Source organism: Actinomadura sp. NTSP31 (assembly GCF_041951385.1).
Taxonomy (GTDB): domain Bacteria; phylum Actinomycetota; class Actinomycetes; order Streptosporangiales; family Streptosporangiaceae; genus Spirillospora; species Spirillospora napierensis.
This window is the reverse complement of sequence record NZ_JBGNUT010000013.1, coordinates 231832-254003: the sequence shown is the minus strand read 5'-3', so window position 1 is coordinate 254003 and position 22172 is coordinate 231832. Positions and strand designations below refer to the sequence as shown.

Annotated in this window: 21 protein-coding genes; 17 read left to right on the top strand and 4 right to left on the bottom strand. The window is 72.5% G+C overall.

Features of this window, described 5'->3' with window-relative positions:
* The first annotated feature begins 404 nt into the window (after window positions 1–404).
* Window positions 405–782, top strand: a complete 378-nt coding sequence (locus ACA514_RS23435) for a MerR family transcriptional regulator (RefSeq protein WP_375043348.1) — start codon at window positions 405–407, stop codon at window positions 780–782.
* On the opposite strand, the gene ACA514_RS23430 is transcribed toward ACA514_RS23435, so the two are convergent.
* Together ACA514_RS23430 and ACA514_RS23425 are read right to left on the bottom strand one after the other, a co-directional pair.
* Window positions 749–1156, bottom strand: coding sequence for a hypothetical protein (locus tag ACA514_RS23430; protein ID WP_375043347.1), 408 nt, complete (start codon window positions 1154–1156; stop codon window positions 749–751). The two genes, ACA514_RS23435 and ACA514_RS23430, sit on opposite strands and share 34 nt — an antisense overlap.
* Window positions 1144–1749 (bottom strand): TIGR03086 family metal-binding protein, encoded by a 606-nt coding sequence (locus ACA514_RS23425; RefSeq protein WP_375043346.1) that lies wholly within the window; start codon window positions 1747–1749, stop codon window positions 1144–1146. Before ACA514_RS23425 ends, ACA514_RS23430 begins: the two co-directional genes overlap by 13 nt.
* An 82-nt stretch (window positions 1750–1831) precedes the next feature.
* On the opposite strand from ACA514_RS23425, the gene ACA514_RS23420 reads away from it, so the two are divergent.
* From ACA514_RS23420 to ACA514_RS23390, 7 genes are all read left to right on the top strand, one after another.
* Window positions 1832–3241: a PLP-dependent aminotransferase family protein gene (locus tag ACA514_RS23420; protein WP_375043345.1), complete on the top strand. Its 1410-nt coding sequence runs from the start codon at window positions 1832–1834 to the stop codon at window positions 3239–3241.
* Between the two features lie 148 nt (window positions 3242–3389).
* A complete protein-coding gene (locus ACA514_RS23415; RefSeq protein ID WP_375043344.1) occupies window positions 3390–4562 on the top strand; it encodes an ROK family protein in 1173 nt (390 codons plus the stop codon).
* A complete protein-coding gene (locus ACA514_RS23410; RefSeq protein WP_375043343.1) occupies window positions 4559–5542 on the top strand; it encodes a hypothetical protein in 984 nt (327 codons plus the stop codon). Before ACA514_RS23415 ends, ACA514_RS23410 begins: the two co-directional genes overlap by 4 nt.
* Entirely contained in the window at window positions 5530–6339 is an 810-nt protein-coding gene (locus tag ACA514_RS23405; RefSeq protein ID WP_375043342.1) for an ABC transporter permease, read from the top strand. The genes ACA514_RS23410 and ACA514_RS23405 overlap by 13 nt, the downstream gene beginning before the upstream one ends.
* Window positions 6340–6428: 89 nt before the next feature.
* Entirely contained in the window at window positions 6429–7193 is a 765-nt protein-coding gene (locus ACA514_RS23400) for an ABC transporter ATP-binding protein (protein ID WP_375043354.1), read from the top strand.
* Between the two features lie 2 nt (window positions 7194–7195).
* Window positions 7196–8194 carry an aliphatic sulfonate ABC transporter substrate-binding protein gene (locus ACA514_RS23395; RefSeq protein WP_375043353.1) on the top strand — a complete coding sequence of 333 codons (999 nt, stop codon included), beginning with the start codon at window positions 7196–7198 and terminating at the stop codon, window positions 8192–8194.
* A complete protein-coding gene (locus ACA514_RS23390; protein ID WP_375043341.1) occupies window positions 8191–9711 on the top strand; it encodes a sulfatase-like hydrolase/transferase in 1521 nt (506 codons plus the stop codon). Before ACA514_RS23395 ends, ACA514_RS23390 begins: the two co-directional genes overlap by 4 nt.
* A 30-nt stretch (window positions 9712–9741) precedes the next feature.
* Here ACA514_RS23390 and ACA514_RS23385 read toward each other — a convergent pair whose 3' ends face one another.
* Window positions 9742–11016, bottom strand: coding sequence for an ABC transporter ATP-binding protein (locus ACA514_RS23385; protein ID WP_375043340.1), 1275 nt, complete (start codon window positions 11014–11016; stop codon window positions 9742–9744).
* 251 nt (window positions 11017–11267) lie between these two features.
* Here ACA514_RS23385 and dnaG point away from each other — a divergent pair, with 251 nt between their 5' ends.
* From dnaG to efeB, 5 genes are all read left to right on the top strand, one after another.
* The gene (gene dnaG, locus ACA514_RS23380) at window positions 11268–13217 is read left to right on the top strand and encodes a DNA primase (protein ID WP_375043339.1); all 1950 of its coding nucleotides are present in this window, start codon (window positions 11268–11270) and stop codon (window positions 13215–13217) included.
* Between the two features lie 71 nt (window positions 13218–13288).
* Window positions 13289–14434, top strand: coding sequence for an RNA polymerase sigma factor RpoD (gene rpoD, locus ACA514_RS23375; RefSeq protein WP_344278111.1), 1146 nt, complete (start codon window positions 13289–13291; stop codon window positions 14432–14434).
* A gap of 151 nt (window positions 14435–14585) precedes the next feature.
* Window positions 14586–15050, top strand: a complete 465-nt coding sequence (locus ACA514_RS23370; RefSeq protein WP_375043338.1) for a YbjQ family protein — start codon at window positions 14586–14588, stop codon at window positions 15048–15050.
* A 153-nt stretch (window positions 15051–15203) separates the two neighbouring features.
* Window positions 15204–16331, top strand: coding sequence for an iron uptake system protein EfeO (gene efeO, locus ACA514_RS23365; protein ID WP_375043337.1), 1128 nt, complete (start codon window positions 15204–15206; stop codon window positions 16329–16331).
* Complete coding sequence (gene efeB / locus ACA514_RS23360; RefSeq protein WP_375043336.1) at window positions 16328–17599, top strand: iron uptake transporter deferrochelatase/peroxidase subunit; 1272 nt, start codon at window positions 16328–16330, stop codon at window positions 17597–17599. Before efeO ends, efeB begins: the two co-directional genes overlap by 4 nt.
* Before the next feature lie 74 nt (window positions 17600–17673).
* Here efeB and ACA514_RS23355 read toward each other — a convergent pair whose 3' ends face one another.
* Window positions 17674–18924 carry a molecular chaperone DnaJ gene (locus ACA514_RS23355; protein ID WP_375043335.1) on the bottom strand — a complete coding sequence of 417 codons (1251 nt, stop codon included), beginning with the start codon at window positions 18922–18924 and terminating at the stop codon, window positions 17674–17676.
* A gap of 156 nt (window positions 18925–19080) precedes the next feature.
* Between ACA514_RS23355 and ACA514_RS23350 the strand changes: the two genes are divergently transcribed.
* From ACA514_RS23350 to ACA514_RS23335, 4 genes are all read left to right on the top strand, one after another.
* Window positions 19081–19656: a TerD family protein gene (locus ACA514_RS23350; RefSeq protein ID WP_375043334.1), complete on the top strand. Its 576-nt coding sequence runs from the start codon at window positions 19081–19083 to the stop codon at window positions 19654–19656.
* Window positions 19657–19689: 33 nt separating this feature from the next.
* Window positions 19690–20268 (top strand): TerD family protein, encoded by a 579-nt coding sequence (locus ACA514_RS23345; protein WP_375043333.1) that lies wholly within the window; start codon window positions 19690–19692, stop codon window positions 20266–20268.
* Window positions 20269–20331: 63 nt separating this feature from the next.
* Complete coding sequence (locus tag ACA514_RS23340; RefSeq protein WP_375043332.1) at window positions 20332–21450, top strand: DUF475 domain-containing protein; 1119 nt, start codon at window positions 20332–20334, stop codon at window positions 21448–21450.
* A gap of 121 nt (window positions 21451–21571) precedes the next feature.
* Window positions 21572–22150: a TerD family protein gene (locus ACA514_RS23335; protein WP_375043331.1), complete on the top strand. Its 579-nt coding sequence runs from the start codon at window positions 21572–21574 to the stop codon at window positions 22148–22150.
* Window positions 22151–22172 lie beyond the last annotated feature (22 nt).

Sequence of the window (22172 nt, the reverse complement as noted above, 5' to 3'; positions counted from 1 at the left end):
GCCTCAGGGGCCGCAGAGGCTCCAAAGTCAAGGGTGGACGAAGTCCATCGCGAAGCGACGCCGAAGGCGCCCTTGACTTTGGAGGGGCGGCCCCGTACGCAGCGCCACCCCACCGCACGGCCGACCCCTCCACCAACACCCGCCCACCCACCACCCGAACACCCCCGCCCTTCGCCGAATGCCCCTTGCCTCGGCTCCCCCTTGCCTCGGCCCCTCGCCTCTTCTATCCGCCCGCCGCCTTCTACCCCTGCTCGCACACCTCACAAGAGCGCCTGCACGTAGTCCTGCTCGGCGGCGCACCGCCCCTGCCGCACCGCGTACGCCACTTACCGCCTCCGCGGCTCAAGGTCCGCCAAGGGGGCGGCGGTTGACCTGGAGTGCGCTCCAGGTGGGATCCTGGAGACGTGAGTTCTTACTCTCCGGCTGAGACCGCCGAGAAGAGCGGCTTCAGCATTGACACGTTGCGTTACTACGAGAAGATCGGGCTGCTTTCGGAGATCGCGCGGAACGCGTCGGGGCGGCGTGTGTTCAGCGAGGACGACCTGCAGTGGCTCGGGATGCTGCGCTGCCTGCGCGAGACGGGGATGCCGATCGCGGAGATGCTGCGGTACTCCGAGTTGGCGCGGGGCGGCGCCGAGACCGTGCAGGAACGGCTGGGACTGCTGCAGGAGCACGATCGCCGCGTGGAGGAGCAGATCGCCCGGCTGCGCGAGCAGCAGGAGCAGGTCAAGTTCAAGATCAAGTTCTATCAGGGGACGCTCTGCGAGGGCACCCCGGCCTGAGCCAGCAGGTGCGCCGCGCGCGCCCAGGTCTCGGCGGGGTCGAAGGCGTCCGCCGTCCAGGTGTGGGCGCGGATGGCGCCGCGGTTCCGGAAGCGGCGCATGATGGCGACGTGCGGGGGCCAGGCGACGAAACGGTGCAGGTCTTCCGGGGTCTCCCAGATCGAGACGGAGCCGCTGCGCAGTTGGAGCGGTTTCGTCCACAGCCAGAGGCCGACGGCGCCTTGGAGGCCGGGCCAGGCGCGGCGCAGGGTCAGGCCGGCCCGGTAGACATCGGGGAGGCCGGACGGGCGGGCGCTGGTGAAGTCGGTGACGCTCACCAGGACCGGTCCGCGGCCGGCGGCGGGACCGGGCCGCCAGCTTTTCAGCGGCTCCATGAGGGGGAGCGGCCGAGGAGGGTCAGGAGGCGGTTCTTCGGTGCCGCGTCGTCGGACGGGACGACGGGCGCGAAGGCCGTTCCGGGTTCGCGGTCGTCGGTGGGGACGATCGACGCGACCTTGAGGGACGCGGTCAGCAGGTCGTCGCCGGGCTCCCAGGGGGCGCCGATCGCGGCGGCGACGTCCCAGGCGTGCACGACCAGGTCGACGAAGTGGAAGCTGATCGCCAGTGCGGCGGGGAACGGGCCGCCGTCGCGGATCTCGGGGAGGACGAGCCCGGCGTCGAGGGGCACCGCGGCGAACGCCTCGGTGACGAGGTCGAGGGACGCCTTGGCGGCGGCGTAGGGGTCGTCGCCGAGGTCGCCGCCGTGCCAGGCGGACAGGCGGGCGCCGTCGCCGCGCGCGGCGGCCGCGAAGCCCTGGTCCTGGCTGACCTGGTGGCGGAGCAGGCCGTGCAGGGTCCAGTCGGGGCACGGCGTGGGCTGGGCGAGCGCGTCCGGTTTCACCTGGGCGACGGCCGAGAGGTACAGGTCGGCGGCCTTGCGGTCCAGCGGGCGGAAGTCGGTGGTGAGCAGTTCGGTGAGAACGTCCATGCGTCCACCGTAGGAACGTCGAGTGGCCCAGGTACAGGGCCAAAATCGCGGAAAATGACTGAGCCGGTCTAGGGTCGGGCGGGTGGACCTGCATGTGAGCCTGATCGGGCGCAAGGACCTCGCCGGCCAGATCTACCGGCAGTTGCGGGCCGCGATCCTGGACGGGCGGCTGCGCGCGGGGGAGGCGGCGCCGCCGACGCGGGAGCTGGCGCGGCGGCTGGCGATCTCGCGGAACACGGTGGCGGTCGCCTACGACCGGCTCGTGGCGGAGGGGTTCCTGGAGAGCCGAGTGGGCGCCGGGACGTTCGTCCGGGATGCCGGGTTCGCGGAGCGGGAGCGTCCGGTGGCGTCGCCGCTGCGGCCGCGGAAGGTGTGGGATGAGGTCGGCGTGTGGCCGGGCAGGATGCCCGGGATCACCTGGGACTTCCGGGCCGGGCTGCCGGACGTGCGGCTGTTCCCGTACGAGCCGTGGCGGCGGATCATGGCGGGGCGGCTGCGCCCGTCCGCGCTCGACGACCCGGCGGCGGCCGGTGATCCGGCGGGCCTCGGCGAGCTGCGAGAGGCGATCGCCCGGCACATCGGCGTGTCGCGGTCGGTGCGGGCGGCGGCGGCGGACGTGGTGGTGACGTCGGGCGTCCAGCAGGCGCTGGACCTGGTCGTCCGGGTGCTGCTGGAGCCGGGCGACGTGGTGGCCGTCGAGGACCCCGGATACCCGCCGGTGCGGATGCTGCTGCACGCGGCGGGGATGCGGGTGCGGGGCGTGCCGGTGGACGCCGAGGGCCTGCGCGTGGACGCGCTCCCGGACGAGGCGCGCGCCGTCTACGTGACGCCGTCGCACCAGTTCCCGCTGGGGATGCCGATGTCGCTGCCGCGCCGGCACGCCCTGCTGGAGTGGGCGCGGCGCCGGGACGTGGTGATCGTCGAGGACGACTACGACACCGAGTACCGGTACGGGGGGCGGCCGATCGAGCCGCTGCAGAGCCTCGACGACGGGGGCCGCGTCCTCTACACGGGCACCTTCTCCAAGATCATGCGGCCGGTGCTGCGGATCGGGTTCCTCGTCGCGCCGCCGTCGCTGCACCGGGCGTTCCGGATGGCGCGGTACGTCTCGTCCTGGCACGCGGAGCTGCCGGTGCAGGCGGCGCTCGCCCGGTTCATCGACGAGGGGCTGCTGGCACGGCACATCCGGAGGTCGCGGCGCGAGTACCAGGCCCGGCACGAGCGGGTCGCCGGGCTACTCGGCACCTGGTTCGGCGGGCGGCTGGAGCCGATCCCGTCGGCGGCGGGCCTGCATCTGTGCGCGACCCTGCCGGCCGGGACGGACGATGCAGGCATCGTCCGCGAGGCGCTGGGGGAGGGTGTCGGCCTGTTCGCGCTGTCGGAGTTCGCCGTGGACGGGCCGGCGGTGCCCGGCCTGGTGTTCGGCTATGGCGCGGTCACGCTGCCGGAGATCGGCGAGGGCCTGGGCCGGCTGCGGCGCATCGTCGGCTAGGGGCGGGTCCGGGTGCCGGTCCGAGCCCTGTGACCGGGTTCACCCCATTACCTACTAAATCCGTATGGATAATCGGCATCGCTGTTGTTAGTGTCCTCTCCCACCAGCGGATATTTCATCCGGAGTCTCGACAGAACGGGGGCGCGGCATGGCGTCCGGCGCGGAGCCCGGTGTCCTCGAACTCGTCCGCCGGGGGCACGAGGAGCGGATCCTGGCGCTGCTGCGCGCCCGGGGCCCGATGAGCCGGGCCGAGATCGCCCGGCTGTCCGGGCTGTCCCGGTCGACGCTGTCGGACATCGTCGGCGCGCTCCAGGAGCGCGGCGCCGTCGTCACCACCACGGCGGCGGCGACCGGACGGCGGTCGCCGGGACGTCCGGCCGAGCTGATCACGCTGAACCCCGCGGCGGGCCGGACGCTCGGGATGGACTTCGGGCACCGCCGCGTGCACGTCGCCGTTGCCGACGCCGCGCAGCGGGTGGCCGCCACCGGGACCCGCTCCTACGCGCGGTCCACCTCGTGGGCGCGGCGGGTCCGCGCCGCGTGCGCCCTGGCGGAGTCGTTCCAGGTCGACCTCGGGCCGCTGACGGGTGTCGGCGTCGGGGTGGCCGGGCCGGTGCCCCGCGACCGCGACGGGCGCCCGGGCGGTGCGGCGAGGCAGGTCGCGGAGGCGGTCGGCGGGCATTTCGGCGTGCCGGTCGTCGCCGACAACAACACCCGGCTCGCGGCCCTGGCGGAGGCCGCGCGGGGCGCCGGCGCCGGCTCGTCCGACGTGGTCTACGTGCGGCTCTCGGACGGCGTCGGCGGCGGGATCGTCGCGGACGGCCGGCTGCTGCGCGGCGCCGACGGCACGGCCGGGGAGATCGGGCACGTGCCGGTGGACGCGGCCGGGCCGCCCTGCGGCTGCGGCGGGCGCGGCTGCCTGGAGACGTACGCGTCGGTCCCCGCCGTCCTGGACGCCTGCGGCCGCGACGACCTGCCCGGCGCGCTCGCCGCGCTGGAGTCGGGGGACGCCGCGGCGCGGGCGGCGTTCGAGCGGGCCGGGCGGGCGCTCGGGTTCGTCCTCGCCGGGGTCTGCAACACCGTGGCCCCCGAGCGGGTCGTGGTGGGCGGCGAGCTGGCGGCCGCGGCCGGGGCGGTCCTCGGCCCGGCGGAGGAGACGCTGCGGCGCCACGCGCTGCCGATGGTCCGCGCGGACCTGCGCCTGAGCCCGGCGCGGCTCGGCCCCGAGGCGGGCGCGCTCGGCGCGATCGCGCTGGTGGCCCATGACTCCCCGCTTCTGGCGGGCTATCCGTTTCTGATGGCAGGAGGGACCCCCGTATGACCCCCCGTGTGAGTTTCGACCCGGAGGCGGGCGTCACGGTGTTCGAGCCCGAGCGGGCCGAGCCCGGCTACTGGGTGGGCTGTCCCGGCGTCCTGCGGGACGAGGGCCGCCACCTGCTGACGTACCGGCGCCGGCGTCCGCGCGGCGAGGCCGGGACCGAGCGCGGCTGGCGCTGCGCGATCGCGGTGAGCGACGACGGGCTGGCGTTCGAGGACGTCTGGGCCGTGGAGAAGCGCGAGCTGGGCACGCCCTCGATGGAGCGCTTCAGCCTGTACCGGCGGCTCGACGGCGGGTACCAGCTGTACCTCAGCTACGTGGACCCGGCGGACGGCCGGTGGCGGATCGACGTGGCCGAGGCCGGGACGCCGGACGGGTTCGACGTGGCGGCGCGGCGTCCGGTGCTCACCGCCGGGACGACCGGCACGGAGGGCGTCAAGGACCCGCGGGTGGTGCGCACGTCGGACGGGCGCCTGGTGATGCTGGTCAGCGCCGCGCGGGCCGCGCTCTCGGACGCGGACCGCGAGCGCGCGCACGCCACCGCCGACATCCACAACACGGGCCTGTCGGACTCGGTGTCGGCGCTGGCCGAGAGCACCGACGACGGGACGACGTGGCGGTGGCGCGGGATCGTCTTCGCGCCGGGAACGGGCTGGGACCGCTGGGCCGCCCGCCTCAACAGCGTCGTGGAGACCGGCGGCGGCTACCTCGGGTTCTACGACGGCGAGGCGGACCACACCCGCAACTACGAGGAGCGGACCGGGCTCGCCTGGTCGCCCGACCTGCTGGACTGGAAGCGGCTGACGCCGGACGGGCCGGCGGTCGTGTCGGCGTCCGGCACGGGGTCGGTGCGGTACGTGGACGCGGTCCCGCAGGGCGACGGCCGGGTGCGGCTCTACTACGAGATGACCCGTGCGGACGGCGCCCACGACCTGCGGACCCTGGAGTTCTCGGCCGCGGAGGTGGGCCGATGGGCACCGTGACAGCGCCGGCGCCGCCGCCGGTGCGCGAGGTAAGGCGCCGCGGTGTGCCGCCCCGGGTGCGCGGCCTCGCCCTCAATCTCCTCGCGCTGCTGCTCGGCATCGGGCTCTGGGCGCTGCTGGCGGGCCTCGGCGTCCAGGGGCTGCCCGGTCCGGTCAAGGTCGCGCACCGCGCGGCCGAACTGCTCGGCGACGGGACACTCGAGGACGACGCGCTGGCCAGCCTGCGGCGGGTGTTCCTCGGGTTCGCGCTGGGGACGGCCCTGGCGGTCCCGGCGGGCTTCCTGATGGGGTGGTACGGCGTCGCGCGCGGGCTGCTGGAGCCGTGGGTGCAGTTCTTCCGGACGATCCCGCCGCTGGCGATCATCCCGCTCGCCATCGTGGTGCTCGGCATCGGCGAGACGCCGAAGATCCTGGTGATCGCGCTGGGCGCCTTCCTGTCGTGCGTGATCTCTACTTTTCAGGGCGTGATCGGGGTGGACCCCACGCTGGTCAACGCGGCACGGGTGCTGGGCGCGAAGGACCGGGTCATCTTCGCCCGCGTCGTCGTCCCCGCCTCGACGCCGTTCATCGTCGTCGGGATGCGCATCGGCCTCGGCTCGGCGTGGGCCACGCTGGTGGCGGCCGAGCTGATCGCCGCGCAGCAGGGGCTCGGCTTCCGGATGCAGCAGGCCCAGGTGTACTACGACCTCCCCACGATCTTCGTCGGGCTGATCACGATCGGCGTGCTGGGCCTGATCATGGACCGGCTGCTGCTGCTCGCCGAGCGGCGGCTCGGCGGCTGGCAGGAGCGCCGGTGAGCGGGACGCGCCCGAGCGGCGCGCACAAGGACGCCCCGACCGACGCCCCGACCGACGCCCCGACCGACGCCGCGGCGGACGCCGCCAAGATCGAGTTCCGCGACGTGGGGAAGGTCTACCCGGCCGCCGGCGGCGGGGCAGCCGTCACCGCGCTCGACCGGGTCGCCCTCGGCATCGCCGACGAGGAGTTCGTCACCGTCGTCGGGCCGTCCGGATGCGGCAAGAGCACGCTGCTCGGCGTCGCCGCCGGGCTCGTCCCGCCGACCTCCGGCGAGGTCCTGGTGGACGGCCTCCCCGTCACCGGACCGGGCCCGGAACGCGGCGTGATCTTCCAGCAGTACGCGCTGTTCCCCTGGCTGACCGTGCGCGGGAACGTCGAGTTCGGGCTGAAGGTCGCCCGGGTGCCGCGGCGCGAGCGCCGGGCGCGGGCCGAGCACTTCATCGACCTGGTCGGGCTCGGCGACTTCGCCGACGCCCACCCCCGGACGCTGTCGGGCGGCATGCGGCAGCGGTGCGCGCTCGCCCGCGCCTACGCCGCCGAGCCGCGGATCCTGCTGATGGACGAGCCGTTCGGCGCCCTGGACGCGCTGACCCGCGTCCGCATGCAGGACCGGCTGCTCGACATCTGGAGCCGGGAGCGCCGCACGGTCCTGTTCATCACCCACGACGTGGACGAGGCCGTCTACCTCGGCGGCCGGGTCGTCGTCATGGCGTCGCCCGGCCGCGTCCAGGAGGTCGTGGACGTCGGCCTGCCGCGGCCCCGCACAGAGGAGGTGCGGCTGTCCCCGGAGTTCGCGGAGATCCGCAACCGCATCTGGCATGCGGTCTACCACCAGGAAGGGAACACCACGTGAGGATGCGCACCGCGCTGGCGGGACTCGCCGCGGCCGTGCTGGCACTGTCGTCGGCCGGATGCGGCGGTGACGCGAAGGCCGGCTCCGGCGGGTCGGGGGAGAAGGTCCGGTTCGGCTACATCGCCGACTTCAACGGCTCCAGCCTGCTCGCGATCGCCGCGAAGCAGGGGCTGTGGAAGAAGCAGGGCCTCAAGCCCGAGACCAAGGTGTTCACCAACGGCCCGCTGCAGATCCAGGCGCTGGGCGCCGGGGACCTGGACGCCGGCTACATCGGGCCCGGGGCGTTCTGGCTGCCCGCGTCCGGCAAGGCGAAGATCATCGGGATCAACGGGCTCGGGTTCGCCGACCACGTGATCGCCCAGCCGGGGCGCGGGATCCGGACGGTCGCCGACCTGAAGGGCAAGAAGGTCGGCGTTCCGGAGGGCACGTCCGGCGACATGATCCTCTCGCTCGCGCTGAAGCGGGCCGGGCTGACCGTCAAGGACGTCAAGAAGGTCGCGATGGACCCGACGACGATCGTGTCCGCGTTCGTCTCCGGCCAGATCGACGCGGCCGGCATCTGGTACCCGCTGATCGACACGATCAAGCAGCGCAAGCCGGACCTGGTCGACCTCGCCGGCGACCGCGACTTCTATCCGGCGATGAGCTTCCCGAACGCGTTCGTCAGCGGCCCCGACCTGCCGTCCCGCAAGCCGGAGCTGGTCACGAAGCTGGACCGGGTGCTGCAGGAGGCCGCCGACTACCGCGCCGCGCACCTGGACGAGACCGTCAAGCTGACCGCCGCGTTCATGAAGCTGCCGGTCGACAAGGTCAAGGCCGACGCCGCCAACGGCGAGTACCCCACCACCGCCGACCTCGTCGCCAAGACGCAGGACGGGACGGTCGCCAAGTGGCTGGACGGGCTGTCGGCGCTGTTCGTGGAGTCCGGCAAGTTGAAGACCGCGCCGAAGGCCGACACCTACTACGCGGGCGACCTCTACGCGAAGGCGGCCGGGAAGTGAGCGGAGGGGGAGCGCCCCGGAACATCCTGTTCCTGATGACCGACCAGCACCGGGTGGACACGCTCGGCTGCTACGCGGCCGACGGCTCGGTGCGCACCCCGCACCTGGACGGCCTGGCGGCGGCGGGAACGCGCTTCGACCGGTCCTACACGCCGACCGCGATCTGCGCGCCCGCCCGGGCCAGCCTGCTCACCGGGTACGCGCCGTTCCGGCACAAGCTGCTCGCCAACCGGGAGCGCAACGTCGGCTACCTGGACGAGCTGGCCGACGGCCAGTTCACCTTCGCCGGGCCGCTCGCCAAGGCCGGATACAACCTCGGCCTCATCGGCAAATGGCATGTCGGCGCTGAGCGCAGCGCCGGCGACTACGGCTTCGACGGCCCGCACCTGCCCGGCTGGCACAACCCGGTGGACCACCCCGACTACCTCGCCTACCTGGAGGAACGCGGGCTGCCCCCGTTCGCGATCACGAACCCGATCCGGGGGACGCTGCCGAACCGCCGGCCGGGGAACCTGCTGGCCGCGCGGCTGAGCCAGCCGCTGGAGGCGACGTTCGAGCACTACCTCGCCACCCGCGCGATCGAGCACCTGGAGCGGTACGCCGACGACTACCGGACGGGCCGCCGCCCCTTCTTCCTCGCGACCCACTTCTTCGGCCCCCACCTGCCGTACCTGCTGCCGGACGAGTACTACGACCGCTACGACCCGGCGGCCGTCGAACTGCCGGCCTCGGTGGCCGAGACGTTCGAGGGCAAGCCCAGCGTGCAGCGCAGGTACAGCGAGCTGTGGACCTACGACACGCTGCCGGAAGAGGTGTCCCGCGAGCTGATCGCCGTCTACCGGGGCTACGTCGCGATGATCGACCACGAGATCGGCCGGATCCTGACCGCGCTCGCCGACCTCGGCCTCGACGACTCGACCGCCGTCCTCTTCACCGCCGACCACGGCGAGTTCACCGGGGCGCACCGGCTGCACGACAAGGGCCCGGCCATGTACGAGGACATCTACCGCACGCCCGGCATCATCCGGGTGCCGGGCGCGCCGGAGGGACGCGTCCGCGGCGAGTTCGTCGGCCTGATGGACCTGACCGCCACCATCCTCGACCTCGCCGGGCAGGACACCGCCCCGGCGGTCGACGGGCGCAGCGTCCTTCCGCTGGTCGAAGGGCGCGACGTCCCGTGGCGGCGGGAGACCGTCGCCGAGTTCCACGGCCACCACTTCCCGTACCCGCAGCGGATGATCCACGACGGCCGGTACAAGCTCGTGGTCAACCCCGAGTCCCGCGACGAGCTGTACGACCTGGGCGCCGACCCGCACGAGCTGCTCAACCGGATCGACCACCCCGAGCTGGCGGACGTCCGGCGCCGCCTCACCCGACGGCTCTACGAGCTGCTGGTGGAACGCGGCGACAACTTCCACCACTGGATGAGCGTGATGTCCGACACCGGGCCGCTCGACCACGACCCGACGCTCTCGGCGTTCGAACGCGACGCCGGCGTGTACGGAAAGGAGACCTGAGGGCCGGCGCTCACCGGCGCCGGACGGGCGTCAGCGCTGGACGGGCGTGACGCGGCGGCCGTCCGCGCCGAACAGCAGCATCCGGTCGAGGTTCACGGTCAGCGCGACGTGGTCGCCGCGGTTCGGACGCTGCCCGGGGTTGGCGCGGAAGATCAGGTCGGAGCGCCGGTGGTGCCCGGAGTGCTCCTCGGCCCGCCCGGGCTCGTGCGACGGCCGGCCGAGCATCCCGCGCAGCCGGTCGCGCAGGCCCGGCTGCGCGGCCGCCACCGCCGGCGCGGGGCGCGGCCGGCCGAACTCGTTCGCGTCGACCGTGGGGATGCCCGCCTGCGCGTAGGCGAGCCACTCGTGGCCGTGGAACTCCAGCCCGTGGACCTGCCCGGACAGCACCGTCCCCGGCCGGGCGGGCGAGCCCGGCGCGATCGGGACCAGGGTGTCGGGCCGGATCCCGGCGATCACCATCTGCCCGTGGTGGCTGATCAGCGAGGACGCGCGCGGGTCGTCCCACGGGATCGTCAGCCGCTGTGGGCCGAGGTCCAGCAGCAGCCCCTCGCCCTCGACCGCCCACACCGTCGCCTGCAGCAGGTTCATCGGCGGGGAGCTGAGGAACGCGGCGACGAACACCGTCGCCGGGTCCTCGTAGATCTGCTCGGGGGTGCCGACGTCCTCCAGGACGCCGTCGCGCAGCACGGCCATCCGGTCGGCCATCGTCATGGCCTCGATCTGGTCGTGCGTGACGTAGACGGTGGTGGTGCGGCTGGAGCGCACCAGCGCGGCGATCTCCACCCGCAGCTCGGCGCGCAGCCCGGCGTCCAGGCTGGACAGCGGCTCGTCCATCAGGAACAGCGACGGCTCGCGGATCAGCGCCCGGCCGATCGCGGCGCGCTGGCGCTGGCCGCCCGACAGCGTCGCCGGGAGCCGGTCGATCATCGTGTTGAGGCCGAGCGCGCGCGCCAGCTCGACGACCTTCGCGCTGGCCTCCGCGCGGTCGTCGCCCGACACCTCCAGCGGGAACATCATGTTGCCCTTGACGGTGCGGTGCGGGTAGAGGGCGCCCTCCTGGAACACCATCGCCACGTTCCGCTCGCGCGGCGTCAGCTCGTTGGCCACCGACCCGTTCAGCCACAGGTCGCCCGAGGTGATCTCCTCCAGCCCCGCGATCATCCGCAGGATGGTCGACTTGCCGCAGCCGGACGGTCCGAGCAGGACGAACAGCTCGCCGTCGTTGATCCGCAGCCGGACCTTCCGGACGGCGGTCAGCCCGCCGGGATACACCTTCTCGACGCCGTCTAGCACAACATCCGTCATCGGGGCCGCCTGGGGGTGGGCAAGAACTCGGTGCGTCATCTCATCGCGTCACAATGCGTTTGTCCATAGCCCATCCAGAGTTACCGGCGGTTAACAAGGCCGGGTCCGGCCAGGTCGGACGCGCCCGTCCCGGGGGCGCGCGGGCGCGCGCGGGGCCCGGATCCGGCGGCGGGGCCGGGGCCGGTCCCGCGGTCATGCGGGTTGCGACGTGATGCGCCGGATGTCGGTGGGGCGCCGTAGACTCCTTCGCTGTGGCAGGCCGTATTCGCAATGAGGACATCGCGCTCGTTCGCGAGCGGTCGTCCATCGCCGACGTCATCGGCGAGTACCTGCAGCTGCGCAGCGCGGGCGGCGGAAACCTCAAGGGCCTGTGCCCCTTCCACGACGAGAAGTCGCCGTCGTTCAACGTGACGCCCTCGCGCGGCCTGTACTTCTGCTTCGGCTGCGAGGCGGGCGGCGACGTCATCAAGTTCGTCCAGGAGATCGAGCACCTGTCGTTCTCGGAGTCGGTCGAGCGGCTCGCGGCGCAGGTCGGCATCCAGCTCCGGTACGAGGACGGCGGCGGCCGCGGCCCCCGGCAGGACACCGGGCAGCGCGCCCGGCTGCTGGAGGCGCACAAGGCGGCCGCCGAGTTCTACGCCGAGCACCTGGCCTCGCCCGAGGGCGCGATCGGCCGCACCTTCCTGTCCGAGCGCGGCTTCGAGACCGCCGACGCCGCGCACTTCGGCGTCGGGTTCGCGCCGCGCGAGTGGGAGGGCCTCGTCCGGCACCTGCGCGGGCGCGGGTTCACCGACCGCGACATCGTCGCCGGCGGGCTGGCCAAGGAGGGCCGCCGCGGCCCCATGGACCGCTTCCGCGGCCGGCTGATGTGGCCGATCCGCGACCTGTCCGGCGACGTGATCGGGTTCGGCGCGCGCCGCCTCTACGAGGACGACGACGGCCCGAAGTACCTGAACACCCCCGAGTCGCCGCTGTTCCACAAGAGCTCGGTGCTGTACGGGGCCGACCTGGCGAAGAAGGAGATCGCGCGGCGGCGGCAGGCCGTGGTGGTCGAGGGCTACACCGACGTGATGGCCTGCCACCTGTCCGGGGTGCAGACGGCGATCGCCACGTGCGGGACGGCGTTCGGCGACGACCACATCAAGATCCTGCGCCGGCTGCTGATGGACCAGGACGAGTTCCGCGGCGAGGTGATCTTCACCTTCGACGGCGACTCGGCCGGGCAGAAGGCGGCGCTGCGCGCGTTCGCCGACGAGCAGAAGTTCGTCACGCAGACCTTCGTCGCCGTCCAGCCGGACGGCCTCGACCCGTGCGACCTGCGGATCCGGCACGGCGACGCGGCGGTCCGCGACCTGGTCGCCGCGCGGCTGCCGCTGTTCGAGTTCGCGGTGCGCAGCGCGATCGAGCGGCACGACCTCGACACGGTGGAGGGGCGCCTCGCCGCGCTGGACGCGGCGGCGCCCGTCGTCGCGGCCATCAAGGACCGCTCGCTGCGGCAGATGTACGCGGTGAGCCTCGACCGCTGGCTCGGGCTGATGGACGAGCAGTTCGTGCTGCGGCGCGTCCGGGAGCTCGCGAACCGGCGCCACGCCCGCGCCCAGAACGGCCGCGGTAACGGCAACGGCCGCACCGGCGCCCCGAACGGCAACGGCAACGCCGGGAACGGCGGGAACGGCGGCAACGGGAACGGGAGCGGCGCGCCCTCGCAGCGGCCGGCCTACGACCCGAACGACCCGGAGGTGCAGCGCGAGCGCGAGCTGCTGAAGCTGGCGGTGCAGCGGCCGGCGTTGCTCGGGCCGGTGTTCGACGAGGTCCCGGCGGGTGCGTTCATCGCGCCGCCGCACGCCGCGGTGCGGGCGGTGATCGCCGAGGCGGGCGGCGTGGCGGCGGCGGGCGACGCCTCGCAGTGGGCGCTGCTCCTGCTGGAGAGGGCGCCGAACGACCAGGTCAAGGACCTGATCACCATGCTCGGAGTCGAGCCGGTACGGTCCGCACAGGAATCGGACGACCGCTATGCCGTGGAACTGCTGGCCCGAATACAGGAACGCCAGCTCACCCGCATGATCGCCGATGCGAAATCTAAACTCCAGCGGCTGAATCCGGTCGAGCACCCCGACCAGTACAACCGGCTCTTCGGCGATCTTGTCGCGCTTGAGCAGCAGAGACGGGTGATGCGGGAGCGAGGGCTTGGATCCCAGTAGCCGGTATTACCGCGAAATGGGTCCTGTGATCTAGGCCGCATCTGGCGCAGACTGTCCCCGTGGGCCCTTCGGTGCTGCCAAGCGAGGCGCCATCGGTTGATCAGGTGGCGGACCTCGTCGCACGCGGTAGAGAGCGCGGCGGTGTGACCGTCGAAGACGTCGCTGCCGCGCTCGATCGCTCGGACTTGCCGGACGACTCCCTGGAGCGCGTCGTCCGGATGCTCGCAGAGCAGGGGGTAGAGGTCCTCGAATCTCAGCAGGAGACCGAGGACGTCGTGCGAGCGGATGAGGGAGACCTCGGCAAGCGGGCGCCGACGAGCGACCTGGTCCGGATCTATCTGAGAGAGATCGGTCGCGTACCGCTTCTCACGGCAGAAGATGAAGTAGAACTGGCGAAATCGATCGAGGCGGGGCTGTTCGCGGAGGAGAAGATGGCGCACACGGCCGTCCTCTCCCACGTCGAGCGGATCGACCTCGAACTGCTCTCCCGCGACGGTGTCCGGGCGAAGCAACGGCTGATCGAGGCCAACCTGCGGCTGGTGGTCTCGATCGCGAAACGGTACGTGGGCCGGGGAATGCTGTTCCTCGACCTCATCCAGGAGGGAAATCTCGGGCTCATCCGTGCGGTCGAGAAGTTCGACTACACGAAGGGCTTCAAGTTCTCCACCTACGCCACCTGGTGGATCCGGCAGGCGATCACCCGCGCGATCGCCGACCAGGCCAGGACCATCCGGATCCCGGTGCACATGGTGGAGACGATCAACAAACTGGTCCGCGTGCAGCGGCAGATGCACCAGGACCTCGGCCGCGAACCCACCCCCGAGGAGATCGGCCTGGAGATGGGGCTGCCGCCCGTCCGGGTCGTGGAGATCCAGCGGATCGCGCAGGAGCCGGTCTCGCTGCAGTCGCCGATCGGTGAGGAGGACTCCGACCTCGGCGACTTCATCGAGGACGCGGACGCGGTGGTGCCGATCGAGGCCGCCGCGTTCATCCTGCTGCAGGACCAGCTCGAGGACATCCTCGGCACGCTGTCGGACCGGGAGCAGCGCATCATCCAGCTGCGCTTCGGCCTGGCCGACGGGCATCCGCGCACGCTGGAGGAGGTCGGCCGGGAGTTCGGCGTGACCAGGGAGCGGATCCGGCAGATCGAGTCCAAGACCCTGGCCAAGCTGCGGCACCCGTCCCGCGCGCAGATGCTGCGGGAGTACCTCGAATAGCGCGACAGGGGGCGACCGCCCTCCGGGCCCGAGCGGCCCGGAGGGCGGTCGCTCGCCGCCGGAGGGCGGGCCGCCGGCGGCGCGCGCCGGTTCCCATGGATCCGGTGCATGACGTCGCATTTCGGGCGGACGGTGGATTACCGTAATGGCCATGCTGATCGTGACGACTGATGGCGTTGCCGGGTACGAGGTCCGCAGCGTGCTCGGCGAGGTCCTGGGGACGGCCGTCCAGACCGATCAGGCCGGGGCGCGGCAGCCCGGGCACGGGGGGAGCAGCGCGACGTTCCGGGTGACGGGCGAGCGGCCGGCCGCCGGGCTCGCCGGCGCGCGCCGCGAGGCGGTGGACCGGCTCGGCGAGGAGGCGCGCCGCAAGGGCGCGAACACGGTGGTCGGGATGCGGTTCGACACGGCCGCGCTGCCCGGCGGGGGGCACGAGGTGTGCGCGTACGGGACGGCCGTGTGGGCCGAGCCGGCGGCGCAGGCGCCGCACCCCCAGGTGTCGCAGCACATGCAGCACTCCCAGCAGGGGCATCTGCCGCCCTACGGCGACCCGCAGTCGAGCCCGCCGATGGCCGCGCGGAACCTGACGATGGGCATCAACGACCGTCCGCGCTGACCGCCGGGGAAGGGGTCCGGGGGCGGGTCCCGAAGCCGGATGATCTTCCGGGGCGGGTGGGATCCCTCTCACTGTCGCCGGGGCGACTTGACGGGGTCAGGTTAGCTTTGGCTAATTTAGGTGAGCCTAACCATTGCACCCTGGAGTCCCCCCATGCGCCCTGCCTCCGTCCTCGCCCTCAGCGGCGTCGCCGCCGTGTCGATGTCCCTGCTCTCGGCGTGCGGCGGTGACGGGAAGGCGGACGCCGCCGGGGCCATCCCCGTGACGGCGTCCAAGGACAAGTGCGAGGTCGCCAAGACCGCCCTGGCCGCCGGCAAGAACTCCTTCAAGGTGACCAACAAGGGCTCGGAGGTCAACGAGTTCGAGGTGCTCAAGCCGGACGGCAGCATCCTCGCCGAGAAGGAGAACATCGGCCCCGGCACCAGCGTGAACTTCGTCGTGAACCTGCCCGAGGGCAAGTACAAGCTGCTGTGCAGCGCCGGGCAGACCGGCAAGGGCCCCTCCCAGGAGGTCACGGTCACCGGCCAGGGCGGCGGCGCCGACCCGCGGCTGACCAAGGCCGCCGCCGACTACAAGGCCTACGTCACCGCCCAGCTCGACGACACCATCGCCCAGACCAGGCCGTTCGTGGCGGCGGTGAAGGCCGGCGACGTCGGGAAGGCCAAGAAGCTGTACGCGCCGTCCCGCGTCGGCTGGGAGTCGATCGAGCCCGTCGCGGAGAAGTTCAGCGACATCGACGGCAAGGTCGACACCCGCGAGGCCGACCTCAAGCCGGACGAGAAGAAGGACTGGTCCGGCTGGCACCTGCTGGAGAAGGCCCTGTGGAAGGACGGGTCGGTCAAGGGCAAGGAGAAGTACGGCGACCAGCTGCTGGCCGACCTGGAGACGCTGAAGGGGCGGCTGCCGAGCCTCGCCCTCGACCCCGTCAACGACCTGGCCGCCGGCGCCAAGGGCCTGCTGGACGAGGTCGCCACCGGCAAGGTCACCGGCGAGGAGGAGCCCTTCAGCCACACCGACCTCGTCGACTTCAAGGCCAACGTGGACGGCGCGAAGAAGGCCTACGACCTGCTCAAGCCGGTCGTCCAGGAGAAGGACCCGCAGCTGGCGAAGGACCTGGACGACAACTTCGCCGCCGTCTACGCGCTGCTGAAGAAGCACGCGGAGGGCGACGGCTACGTGTCCTACGACAAGGTCGGCAAGGACGACCGCAAGGAGCTCGCCGACGCGGTCAACGCGCTGGGCGAGCCGCTCTCCAAGCTCGCGGAGGTCGTGGCGAAATGACGCAGCCGGGTGCTTCGGACGCTCCGTCCCGCCGGGAGGGCGGGCGCGCCGGGATGTCCCGGCGGCGGATGCTCGGGTTCTCCGGCGCCAGCCTGCTGGTCGGCGCCGCCGCCGGGGCGGGCCTGGACCGGGTCGCCTCCGCCGACACGGGCGGGACGGAGGCGGGCGCCGCCGTCCCCTTCCACGGCGCGCACCAGGCGGGCATCGCCACCCCCGTCCAGGACCGGCTGCACTTCGCCGCGTTCGACGTCACCACCGGCGACCGCGCCAAGCTCGTCCGGATGCTCAAGGACTGGACCGCGGCCGCGGCCGACATGACCGCGGGGCGGGCGATCGGCGACGGCGCGATTCCGAAGGTCGCCGTGGCACCGCCCGACGACACCGGCGAGGCCCTCGGGCTGCCCGCGTCCCGGCTGACGCTGACGATCGGGTTCGGCCCGTCGCTGTTCGAGAAGGACGGCGAGGACCGGTTCGGGATCAAGACCAGGCGCCCGGCGGCGCTGGTCGACCTGCCGCGCTTCTCCGGAGAGAACCTCGACCCGGCCCGCAGCGGCGGCGACATCTGCGTGCAGGCCTGTGCGGACGACCCGCAGGTCGCGGTGCACGCCATCCGCAACCTGGCGCGGATCGGGATGGGCGTCGTCGGCGTCCGCTGGTCGCAGCTCGGGTTCGGCAAGACGTCCTCCACCACCCCGGACGCGCAGACGCCCCGCAACCTGTTCGGGTTCAAGGACGGCACGGACAACATCGGCACGACCGAGACGGACCTGCTCGACAAGCACGTGTGGGCGGGCAGGGGCGAGGGCGCCGACTGGATGGCGGGCGGCTCCTACCTGGTGGCGCGCCGCATCCGCATGCACATCGAGACCTGGGACCGGACGTCCCTGCGCGAGCAGGAGGACATCTTCGGCCGCAGCAAGTCCGAGGGCGCGCCGGTGGGGGAGAGGAAGGAGCGCGACAAGCCCGTCCTGGCGCGGATGAAGCCGGACGCGCACGTCCGCCTCGCGCACCCCGACTCCAACGGCGGCGCGCGGATCCTGCGCCGCGGCTACTCCTTCACCGACGGCTCGGACGGGCTGGGCCGGCTGGAGGCGGGCCTGTTCTTCATCGCGTTCCAGCGCGACCCGCGCACCGGCTTCATCAAGATCCAGGAGTCGCTGGCGTCCGACGCGATGAACGAGTACGTCCAGCACGTCGGATCGGGGATCTTCGCGTGCCCGCCCGGCGTGAAGGAGGGCGGCTACTGGGGCGAGACCCTGTTCGCGTAGGGCCCGCGCCGTAGGGCCCGCGCCGTAGGGCCCGCGCCGTAGGGCCCGCGCCCTGAGGTGCGCGCAGGCGGCCCTCAGGAGCCGCCTGCGGCGCGTTCGGAGCGGATGCGGGTCACCACGTCACCCGCGGCCGTCTTGACGGACTCCAGTTCCTGCAGGTAGGCCCAGTAGTCGGGGTGCGCGCCGGTGAGCCGCTTCGGCGCGTGGTCCAGCCGCTCGACCAGCGCGTCCAGCGCCCGCGCGTGCTCCGGCGCGGCGCCGCCGGGCTGCGCCATCGCCAGGCGCTGCGCGTCCCGCACCGCGAACCGGGCGCTCTCGGCCGGCCGGTCCGGGTCGGCGGCGACCGCCTCCAGCTCCGTCACCCGCCCGGTGACCTGCCCGGCGCGCCGGTCGGCCGCGTTCAGCTCGGTGCGCGCCGCCGTCAGCGCCTGCTGGGCCTGCTTCCACTCGGCGCGGCCGGCGAACGCCGCCGCCTCGTTCAGCCGCTCGCGCGCCCGCGTGACGCCCGCGTCGATCGCCTCCGGCGCGCCGCGCAGGTCCTGCCAGCACGCCTGCGAGTAGGCCCGCAGCAGCACCCGCATCGCCTGCCGGACGGGCTCGACGCGGTTCGCGACGACGTCCACCCGGGTGCGCACCGAGGCGAGGGAGTTGCGCACCTTCTCCGCCATCCTCGGCAGCTCCGCCGCGGCCTCGTGCGCCTTCTCGGCGATCGCGCGGACCTCCTCGGCCTTGCGGATCGCCCCGTCCAGCCCGAGCCCGCCGAGGCCCTGCGAGCTCAGCAGCGCGAGGGCCTCCTTCGCGCGCGCCAGGTCGGCCTCGGGGTCGGAGGCGTCCATCCCGGCCTCGCGGGCGGCCCGCACGGCCGAGTCGGCGGCGGCGACGGCGTCGCGGGCGGCGGTGAGCCGCGGCGGGAGCTGGTCGAGGGCCGCCTCCAGCTTCGCCATCCGCGGCGCGAGCCGCTCGGCGAACCCGTTCAGGTTCCGGGTGATCTGCTGAAGCCGCTCGGTGACGGCCAGGAACGCCCGGCGCGCCGCGTCGTGCTCGGCGGCCGACCGGTCCCGGTCGTCGAGGTCGTGCGCGTCCAGCACCGCGATGTAGGCCACGGACGCGGCGTCGGCGGCCTCCGCGAGGCCGGTGAACTCCCGCCGGACGGGCGCGGCGGCGCCCGCGTCCAGGTCCTCGAAGACGGTGACGCGGCCGTCCAGGAACTTCTGCGCCTGATCCATGTCGTAGAAGGCGGCCGCGGCCGCCTCGCGCGCCTGGATCGCCGCGTCGGCCGCCTGCCCGCCCCGGCCGCGCCGCCGCTGGTCGCCCGGTCCCCGCAACGCCGCCTCCCCTCGTCCTCATGCCCAGTCTCGCGCAGTCCGGACGTTCTCGCGCAATGCGACCGCCAATGAGGGAACGGATAGCATCGCTGCTGCGTCGATATAGCGAGGCGCCTGGCCGGCGTCCGGTACGTCATGCGATCTTGGAGGAACGCCGTGGGTGTCAGTCTCAGCAAGGGCGGCAACGTCTCGCTCACCAAGCAGGCGCCGGGCCTGTCGGCCGTGACCGTCGGCCTCGGCTGGGACCTGCGGACCACCACCGGCACCGACTTCGACCTCGACGCCTCCGCGATGGTGCTGGACGCCTCCGGCAAGATCGTCAGCGACCAGCACTTCGTCTTCTTCAACAACCTGCGTACCCCGGACGGCGGCGTCGAGCACACCGGCGACAACACCACCGGCGCGGGCGAGGGCGACGACGAGCAGATCAACGTGACCTTCGGCGCTCTGCCCGCGCAGGCCGAGCGGGTCGCGTTCGCGGTGTCGATCTACGACGCCGACAGCCGCGGGCAGAACTTCGGCCAGGTCCGCAACGCCTACATCCGGGTGCTCAACCAGGGCGACCGGTCCGAGATGGCCCGCTACGACCTGTCCGAGGACGCGTCCATGGAGACCGCGATGGTCTTCGGCGAGCTGTACCGCAGCGGGACGGACTGGAAGTTCCGCGCGGTCGGCCAGGGCTACGCCTCCGGCCTCGCGGGCATCGCGACGGACTTCGGCGTCAACCTCTAACGACTTCTTCCCCGGGAAGGGAGTGGCCCGATCATGGGAGTCTCACTCGCCAAGGGCGGCAACGTCTCGCTGACGAAGGCCGCCCCGAATCTGACCGCCGTCACCGTCGGGCTCGGCTGGGACGTGCGCGCCACCACCGGCGCCGACTTCGACCTCGACGCCTCGGCGCTGATGCTCGCCGCCACCGGCAAGGTCATGTCCGACCAGCACTTCGTGTTCTTCAACAACCTCAAGAGCCCGGACGGCTCCGTCGAGCACACCGGCGACAACCTGACCGGTGAGGGCGAGGGCGACGACGAGTCGATCAACGTCGACCTGACCGGCGTGCCGCCGGAGTGCGACCGCATCGTGTTCCCGGTGTCGATCTACGACGCCGACAACCGGCAGCAGAACTTCGGGCAGGTCCGCAACGCCTTCATCCGGATCGTCAACCGGGCCGACGGCGGCGAGCTGGCCCGGTTCGACCTGACCGAGGACGCCTCCACCGAGACCGCGATGGTCTTCGGCGAGCTGTACCGGCACGGCGCCGAGTGGAAGTTCCGCGCGGTCGGACAGGGGTACGCCTCGGGTCTGGCCGGCATCGCCCTGGACTTCGGCGTCAACGTCGGCTGAGGCCGGCGACCCCGCCCGCCGGCCGGCTCCGTCCGGTCGCCCTTTTCTCACAGAAATACGCGCATGATTCTTCGCACCTTCGGTTGGGCCTTCGGCATCACCGTCCTCGGCCTTCTGGTCGCAGCCCTGTACGACGGGGGGACCGGGCTGGCCCTGGTCGCCGTCCTCGCAGTGCTGGAAATCTCGCTGTCGTTCGACAACGCCGTGGTCAACGCCAAGGTGCTGGACCGGATGAGTCCGTTCTGGCAGAAGATCTTCCTCACCGTCGGCATCGCGATCGCGGTGTTCGGGATGCGGCTGGTCTTCCCCCTTCTGATCGTCGGCGTCACCGCCAAGCTGAACCCCTACGACGCGTTCGACCTGGCGCTGAACGACCCGCACAAGTACCACCACCTGATGAACGACGCGTACCCGATGATCGCGGCGTTCGGCGGCATGTTCCTTCTGATGCTGTTCCTGGACTTCGTGTTCGAGGAGCGGGCCGACAAATGGCTGCCGTGGCTGGAGGCGCCGCTGCAGCGGATCGGCAAGCTCGACCAGCTGTCGGTGGTCGTCGCGGGCGGCTCGCTGGCCTTCACCGCCGGGCTGTTCGCCGACGACCCCGGCCAGGTGATGATCGCCGGCGTGCTGGGGATGGTCACCTACATCCTGGTGAACGGGCTGGGCGAGCTGTTCTCCGAGGCCACCGGGGAAGACGACGAGGACGGGGACGGGGAGGACGCCGCCGGGGAGCGGGCGCCGGCCAGGTCCGGGCCGAGCTCGCTGGCGCTGGCCACCGGCAAGGCCGGGTTCTTCCTGTTCCTCTACCTGGAGGTGCTGGACGCCTCGTTCAGCTTCGACGGCGTCATCGGCGCGTTCGCGATCAGCACCGACCCGATCATCATCGCGCTGGGCCTCGGCATCGGCGCCATGTACATCCGGTCGCTGACGGTGTTCCTCGTCCGCAAGGGCACCCTGCACGAGTACATCTACCTCGAGCACGGCGCCCACTGGGCGATCGGCGCGCTGGCGGTCTGCATGCTGGTCAGCATCGGCCGGCACGTCCCCGAGTGGCTCACCGGCGGGATCGGCGCGGGCCTGATCATCGCCGCGTTCATCAGTTCCGTCGTGCGGAACCGGACCGAGGGCGGTGCCGCCGCCGGGGCGGGCGAGGACAAGCCACTGCACTCCAGCAAGCTCTAGGCCCCGCGGCCCCGCCCGCCGGGACCCGCGCACGCCCGCCAGGACCGGCGCACCGCCCGCCAGGACCCGCACACCGCCCGCACCCCGCGACGATTCAGCATCATCACCGAAGGAGCCGACGATGTCGATTTCGCTGCAGAAGGGGCAGAAGGTTTCGCTGGCCAAGCCCGGCGGCGGCACCCTCACCCGGGTCAGGATGGGCCTCGGCTGGGATGCCGTCGCCAAGAAGGGCCTGTTCGGCAAGGGCAAGGCGCAGTCCATCGACCTGGACGCGTCCTGCCTGCTGTTCGACGCCAGCGGCAACCTCGCCGACTCGGTGTGGTTCCGCCAGCTGCGCAGCAAGGACGGCTCGGTCCAGCACACCGGCGACAACCTGACCGGCGCGGGGGAGGGCGACGACGAGGTCATCAACGTCGACCTGCAGAGCGTCCCGGCCAACGTCACGCAGCTGGTGTTCACGGTGAACTCCTTCACCGGGCAGGACTTCTCGCAGATCGAGAACGCGTTCTGCCGGCTGGTGGACGAGACGACCGGCCAGGAGATCGCCCGCTACGACCTGACCGGCTCGGGCCAGCACAACGCGCAGATCATGGCGAAGGTGTCGCGGGACGGCGACGGCTGGTCGATGACGGCGATCGGCGCGACGGCCACCGGCCGCACCTTCCAGCACCTGCTGCCGACGGTGTCGACCCATCTGTGACGGGGGGACCCAGCTGTGCCCC

Excerpts from the sequence above, each read along its gene's own strand:
- ACA514_RS23385 (WP_375043340.1), bottom strand. The coding sequence starts at position 11,016 with ATGACGGATGTTGTGCTAGACGGCGTCGAGAAGGTGTATCCCGGCGGG.
- ACA514_RS23430 (WP_375043347.1), bottom strand. The coding sequence starts at position 1,156 with ATGGAGCCGCTGAAAAGCTGGCGGCCCGGTCCCGCCGCCGGCCGCGGA.
- ACA514_RS23345 (WP_375043333.1), top strand. The coding sequence starts at position 19,690 with ATGGGAGTCTCACTCGCCAAGGGCGGCAACGTCTCGCTGACGAAGGCC.
- ACA514_RS23335 (WP_375043331.1), top strand. The coding sequence starts at position 21,572 with ATGTCGATTTCGCTGCAGAAGGGGCAGAAGGTTTCGCTGGCCAAGCCC.
- efeB (WP_375043336.1), top strand. The coding sequence starts at position 16,328 with ATGACGCAGCCGGGTGCTTCGGACGCTCCGTCCCGCCGGGAGGGCGGG.
- ACA514_RS23370 (WP_375043338.1), top strand. The coding sequence starts at position 14,586 with ATGCTGATCGTGACGACTGATGGCGTTGCCGGGTACGAGGTCCGCAGC.
- ACA514_RS23410 (WP_375043343.1), top strand. The coding sequence starts at position 4,559 with ATGACCCCCCGTGTGAGTTTCGACCCGGAGGCGGGCGTCACGGTGTTC.
- ACA514_RS23405 (WP_375043342.1), top strand. The coding sequence starts at position 5,530 with ATGGGCACCGTGACAGCGCCGGCGCCGCCGCCGGTGCGCGAGGTAAGG.
- ACA514_RS23415 (WP_375043344.1), top strand. The coding sequence starts at position 3,390 with ATGGCGTCCGGCGCGGAGCCCGGTGTCCTCGAACTCGTCCGCCGGGGG.
- efeO (WP_375043337.1), top strand. The coding sequence starts at position 15,204 with ATGCGCCCTGCCTCCGTCCTCGCCCTCAGCGGCGTCGCCGCCGTGTCG.
- ACA514_RS23340 (WP_375043332.1), top strand. The coding sequence starts at position 20,332 with ATGATTCTTCGCACCTTCGGTTGGGCCTTCGGCATCACCGTCCTCGGC.
- ACA514_RS23425 (WP_375043346.1), bottom strand. The coding sequence starts at position 1,749 with ATGGACGTTCTCACCGAACTGCTCACCACCGACTTCCGCCCGCTGGAC.
- ACA514_RS23395 (WP_375043353.1), top strand. The coding sequence starts at position 7,196 with ATGCGCACCGCGCTGGCGGGACTCGCCGCGGCCGTGCTGGCACTGTCG.